This is a genomic window from Sphingopyxis sp. (assembly GCF_036402335.1).
Taxonomy (GTDB): Bacteria; Pseudomonadota; Alphaproteobacteria; order Sphingomonadales; family Sphingomonadaceae; genus Sphingopyxis.
In genome coordinates, this window is sequence record NZ_DASWTD010000452.1 from 1 (window position 1) to 2326 (window position 2326).

The window sequence follows — 2326 nt, forward strand, 5'->3', positions numbered from 1 at the left end:
TGAAACCCCTTGTGTGGATCGCCGAAGCTGCGGCCGATGCAAACACGCCGGCGCTGTTGCGCGCCCTGCTGGTGCCGCTGGCAGAAGCAGGCGGCGTGCTCGAAAGGCGTGCGATCGACCAGCCGCTTGCCGCGCTCGACAAGGCCGCCCGGCACCAGGCGCGGCGGCTGGGGCTCGTCATCGGGACGCTCGACATCTTCCACCCGCAACTGCTCAGGCCCGAGGCGATGCGCTGGCGTGCCGCGCTGATGGCCGCGCGCGGTGGCGCGCCAATGCCCGTGCTGCCGCCGCCCGGTGCCGCAATGCTTGCAACACCCTCGGCGCTGCCCGATTTCCGGACGCTCGGGCGGCAGGCGTTGCGCGTCGACCTTGCCGAGCGCATCGCGCGCGCGGCGCACGACGCGCGTGACGGACGACGCCCCTTCACCCCCGATCCCTCGCTCGCGGTTTCGCTGGGGCTGAGCGCGGATTCGCTCGCACGGTTGATGCGCCAGCTCGGCTTCGAGCCCAAAGCGGACGGCTGGGCGTGGCGCGGGCGCATCCGGCGGCGCGAGGTCGAGCAAGTCCGTGCCGATGGCCATTTTGCGGAGCTCGCGGAGCTGGTTGCCGCCAATGGCCGCTGACGCACCCGACGGCACGCAGCGGATCGATCGCTTCCTGTGGTTCGCGCGGCTCGCGAAGACGCGCGGCGTGGCGCAGGCACTGTGCGAGCAGGGTCATATCCGGCTCGACGGACGCCGCATCGGCCGCGCGCATGTTGCGGTCCGGCCGGGAAATGTGCTGAGCCTGATGGCGCATGGCAGGGTCCGTGTGCTGCGCATCGAGCGGTTGCCGACCCGCCGGGGCCCCGCGAGCGAGGCCGCGACGCTCTACCGCGAGATTAGCCCCGCGACACCCGCGGAAACGGATGATTGACGGCGGCCGGGCGCGGGAATAGCAGGATCGGGTACAGGAGGATTGTTCCCAATGACCTATGTCGTCACCGATGCCTGCATCCGCTGCAAGTACATGGATTGCGTAGAGGTGTGCCCCGTCGACTGTTTCTACGAGGGCGAGAACATGCTGGTGATCAATCCGAGCGAGTGCATCGACTGCGGTGTTTGCGAGCCCGAATGCCCCGCCGAGGCGATCCTGCCCGACACCGAGAGCGGGCTGGAAAAGTGGCTCGAGCTCAACACCAAGTTCAGCGCCGAATGGCCGAACATCACGGTCAAGAAGGACAGCCCCGCGGACGCCGACGAATTCAAGGGCGTCGAGAACAAGTTCGAGACGCTCTTCTCGCCCGAACCCGGCGAGGGCGACTGATCCCAGTTCAGACCGATCCAGTCGGGGCGGGACTTTCCCGCCCCTTCTTTTTGCCCCCTTGAATCCCTTTCGCAGCGCGCCGATGTAGAACGGCAGAGGGGCCAGCCCGCCGGATTCTCCGGTGCGGCATCCCGATAATGAAGGACGAATTCCCAATGATCGATCCGCTGAGTGCGCTGGTACCCGTAGTCGTCGAACAGACGAGCCGCGGCGAACGCAGCTTTGACATTTTCTCCCGCCTGCTGCGCGAACGGATCGTCTTCGTCACCGGCGAGGTCGAGGACCAGATGGCCTCGCTGATCGTCGCCCAGCTCTTGTTCCTCGAATCGGAGAATCCGAAGAAGGACATCTACATGTACATCAACTCGCCGGGCGGCGTCGTCACGGCGGGCATGGCGATCCACGACACGATGCAATATATCCGCCCGCGCGTCGGCACGGTGTGCATCGGCCAGGCGGCATCGATGGGCAGCTTCCTGCTCGCCGCGGGCGAACCCGGCATGCGTGTCGCGCTGTCGAACGCCCGGGTGATGGTCCACCAGCCATCGGGCGGTGCGCGCGGCATGGCGTCGGACATCGAAATCCAGGCCAAGGAAATCCTGCGCATCCGCAAGCGGATGAACGACCTGTACGTCAAATATACCGGCAAGTCGCTGAAAGAGATCGAGAAAGCGATGGACCGCGACACGTTCCTCGAAGCCGACGAAGCCAAGGAATTCGGCCTCGTCGACCAGGTGTTCGACCGCCGTCCGGGCCTTCCCGGCGACGACGCGCCGAAGGATGTGAGCGAAGGTCCGACGCCCTGACTATGACGTCCCGAAACGGACCGGTAACCGCGTTTCTTGACGCCCGCTTCGCCGTCTGGCGCTACGCGGGACATTGTACCCGTGTCACCCAATTGCCATATTGTAATTGGGTGACCGCGGACTAGGATAAAGACGGCGGTGCCCTTTTGGCGCAGCCAGAGGAAGATTTATGACGAAATTGAGCGGCTCCGACAGCAAGAGCACATTATATTGCT

General features: G+C 65.5%; 3 protein-coding genes and 1 pseudogene. All 4 read left to right on the forward strand.

The annotated features are described in order from the left end of the window. Positions 1-623: pseudogene (locus tag VGD20_RS14645) on the forward strand (helicase); the annotation flags it as partial. After that, on the forward strand, positions 613-915 hold the full coding sequence (locus tag VGD20_RS14650) for an RNA-binding S4 domain-containing protein (RefSeq protein ID WP_331135150.1): 303 nt from the start codon (positions 613-615) through the stop codon (positions 913-915). The pseudogene VGD20_RS14645 and the gene VGD20_RS14650, both read left to right, overlap by 11 nt. A gap of 51 nt (positions 916-966) precedes the next feature. Beyond that, positions 967-1305, forward strand: a complete 339-nt coding sequence (gene fdxA / locus VGD20_RS14655; RefSeq protein WP_331135151.1) for a ferredoxin FdxA — start codon at positions 967-969, stop codon at positions 1303-1305. A 155-nt stretch (positions 1306-1460) separates the two neighbouring features. Next, positions 1461-2111, forward strand: a complete 651-nt coding sequence (gene clpP, locus VGD20_RS14660) for an ATP-dependent Clp endopeptidase proteolytic subunit ClpP (RefSeq protein WP_331135152.1) — start codon at positions 1461-1463, stop codon at positions 2109-2111. The last annotated feature ends 215 nt before the right edge of the window (positions 2112-2326 follow it).

Coding starts and splice junctions, on each gene's coding strand:
- VGD20_RS14650 (WP_331135150.1), top strand. CDS start 613: ATGGCCGCTGACGCACCCGACGGCACGCAGCGGATCGATCGCTTCCTG.
- fdxA (WP_331135151.1), top strand. CDS start 967: ATGACCTATGTCGTCACCGATGCCTGCATCCGCTGCAAGTACATGGAT.
- clpP (WP_331135152.1), top strand. CDS start 1,461: ATGATCGATCCGCTGAGTGCGCTGGTACCCGTAGTCGTCGAACAGACG.